The following is a 2,504-nucleotide window of genomic DNA, read 5'->3' on the forward strand; positions in this document are numbered from 1 at the left end:
AGGCCCGCGAGGCCAATCCTCGCCGCTGGAGCGGGCCGACCCGCAACTGGACCCCGATCGGCGCCGTCACCCTCAATCCAGAGCGCGACAGCATCATTGCGCTCAGCACAGCGAAGCAGACCAGATAGAGGAGGCCATTACGAGACCAAGGCGACAACTACCTTGACGCGCACCGCAGCCCTGGTGGCCGGGGGGCTCGGTCACCCTGCGAGGCTCCTTATGGCGGGCACCGATCATCGTTGATGACGCCGATCACATCGTGCAGGGCAGCGAAAGTCAACGTCTCAAAATCCGTGGCGAACAGGATGAGCCGGACTACCTTGGGAGGCGCGGCGCTTCCACGCGACCTGCGGCGCCGTTTCCGGCAGTCAAGCTGCGGCCCCGGACACTGCTCCTAAACCCTGTCATATGCCACGGTCGTTGCCCAAGCTTCCCTCGCAACGGTCGCCCGAACGGGTCTGCTGCAATAAGCCTAGCCCAACGATGCTGCCCGCACTGGTTGTCGGCTCACACCACCGATTGGGATATGTGGCACGGCTGCCCGCGTCAGCAGCGCGGACTGGCGTCGCGGGCCTGCTGATCAAAGGCGGGTAGGTTGCCAGCCAAGGGCTATCGGCGTGAGCTACTGTTGTGCCGAGGGTGCCATCGTGGTCGAGCCGACCAAGTCTACCCTGAAGGCGGAAGGCTGCGGCGTAAGGAGATCTCTCCGCCGCGGTCGCTGCAAGGGCTCAACGCATCTCGCCTGTCCCCAATCCGGGCCATACCCGCCCCGCGCAGGGCGGTGGCCATCTTAGCACAGGTATTGCTGTGTCCGGCGCCGGGCCCGGCGCCGGATGATCAGGTTAGATAAAGTCGATATTGTACGTTTGCTCGACGCCAGCGATATGTTCAGGAGCTTCCGAGAAGTTTTGCACGATCTCGCCGCTTGGAGCCGATTGACATAGTAGTCAACGACGCCGCCCTCAGGGCCGCGATTCAGGGTATTTTGATACAAAAGCTCAATGAACTGGGCGTTCGAGGTGTTGCCATACTTAGCGAGAAATTCTGGCGAATTCTGGAAATTGGCCTCCAGGCTTTGCAGCGTAGCCTGTCCGGTGTTGATCAGATTGACATAGTAATCCCGGCCGGCAGGTTCCGGAAACCGATCCAGCATGGTGTCGTATAGGCGTATGATCTGCCCCGCCGGACCGTAGGTTTGAAACGTGGTGCCATTATTGGAGTTGCTGCCAAGGAAGTCGTCATTCACGATGGTTGCAACAGCCGAGACGCCACCGGCTCAATCAATGGCATTTGGTTTTTCGGCGGGAAACCTGCCTTGTGGCGAGGTGCTGACCGCTGAATAGATATTCGCCCGCAACGCCTCTGCCGCTTCGATAGCGTTGTCATTTTGTATTGCGATATCAATGGGCTTGGTGGTTTCCCCGGCCCGGAAAACAACAAAGACTGATCCCAGGCCAGCGTTGGGGCCGGTGAAATCGGCATTGTCGACTGGGGTGATGCCTTCTGGCGCGAACCGCACCTCCACCCGTGTCTCCATGGACAGGTCAGCGCCGGTGCGGGTCACGTCGAAGTGGAACTTAGCCCCGGGGCATTTTCCACCACTTGGAGCGTCGTGGTCTTTAACCCCACAATGGGAAGCGTGTCATTGTTCCGGACGGCGCCATTCAGAAAGCTGGGATTGAGCACCGTACCGTTGATTGAGGTCACATCAAAGCTGAAGCGCTCAAACTCCTCGAACGTGACATCGTCGCGAACTCTGAGCTGGATATCGCGGGTTGTGTCGGTCGCCAAGCCAGGAGTGAAGGCCACGGTTTGTGCTTGGTTGGGCTCAAATACTCCAGCAAGGTACCCTGGTGGTGCAACCCTGACCGCATCCGACCCCGTCGTGGTATCGCGGGTGATCCGGACAGGAATACTGCCACCCTCGTCGATATAATAATCGCCCGTTGGAGTCCTCGGCAGCAGAAGACTTGCAGTAACGGCCATATCAGAAACCTTTCTTAGTGTATGTCAAGTCCTGGAGCGCATATCAGCCGGCCTCGAACGCTACTCGTTATATTGACGCACCAGTCTCAAAATGAGCGTGGCATAAAGTATATAACCCGGAAATCTCCAAATCAGGAAAAAGCGGATGCGAATTGAGACAAGCTAAAGGACGCCGGCGCTCGAGCTTGATCGGGGCGGTGTGGGGCGCAGCCAAAACACGTCAGGTTCCTGACGCTGCGGGTTGGGCGGCTGAGCAACTGCGGCAAGGCTAGAATGACCGGGGCTGGGCGAGCCGGGGCCCGGAGCAGCGTGGCGGCTATCTCCGGCATCCGCTGTGCTGCTCGACCTGCACCATGAGAGGCGGAGCATCTCGCCGTCAGCCCTTCCACCGCCTGGTGCCTTCAGCCATTCCATCGGACCGGGCGAGACTAGTGCACTGACCCAGACGGAGGATTCACAGCGGGCCGCTGCGGTGGAATTCTCCGGCTATGGCCCAGACCGTCAGTGTCATCGTTGGA

Annotated in this window: 3 protein-coding genes; all 3 read right to left on the minus strand. The window is 59.7% G+C overall.

Annotated features, from left to right (window positions below; genetic code table 11):
• Positions 1-790 precede the first annotated feature (790 nt).
• Genes EP26_RS34370 through EP26_RS35980 form a run of 3 tightly spaced genes read right to left on the minus strand, consistent with a single transcriptional unit; the run spans position 791 to position 1,986 of the window.
• Positions 791-1,246 carry a DUF4214 domain-containing protein gene (locus tag EP26_RS34370; protein WP_169747562.1) on the minus strand — a complete coding sequence of 152 codons (456 nt, stop codon included), beginning with the start codon at positions 1,244-1,246 and terminating at the stop codon, positions 791-793.
• Positions 1,247-1,276: 30 nt separating this feature from the next.
• The gene (locus tag EP26_RS35975) at positions 1,277-1,564 is read right to left on the minus strand and encodes a hypothetical protein (protein ID WP_157033979.1); all 288 of its coding nucleotides are present in this window, start codon (positions 1,562-1,564) and stop codon (positions 1,277-1,279) included.
• Positions 1,561-1,986: a hypothetical protein gene (locus EP26_RS35980; RefSeq protein WP_157033980.1), complete on the minus strand. Its 426-nt coding sequence runs from the start codon at positions 1,984-1,986 to the stop codon at positions 1,561-1,563. The genes EP26_RS35975 and EP26_RS35980 overlap by 4 nt, the downstream gene beginning before the upstream one ends.
• Between the last annotated feature and the right edge of the window lie 518 nt (positions 1,987-2,504).

It is taken from the genome of Belnapia moabensis DSM 16746, from assembly GCF_000745835.1.
GTDB classification, from domain to species: domain Bacteria; phylum Pseudomonadota; class Alphaproteobacteria; order Acetobacterales; family Acetobacteraceae; genus Belnapia; species Belnapia moabensis.

Bases quoted from the DNA above. Each gene is read 5' to 3' on its own strand.
- EP26_RS35980 (WP_157033980.1), bottom strand. From the start codon at position 1,986: ATGGCCGTTACTGCAAGTCTTCTGCTGCCGAGGACTCCAACGGGCGAT.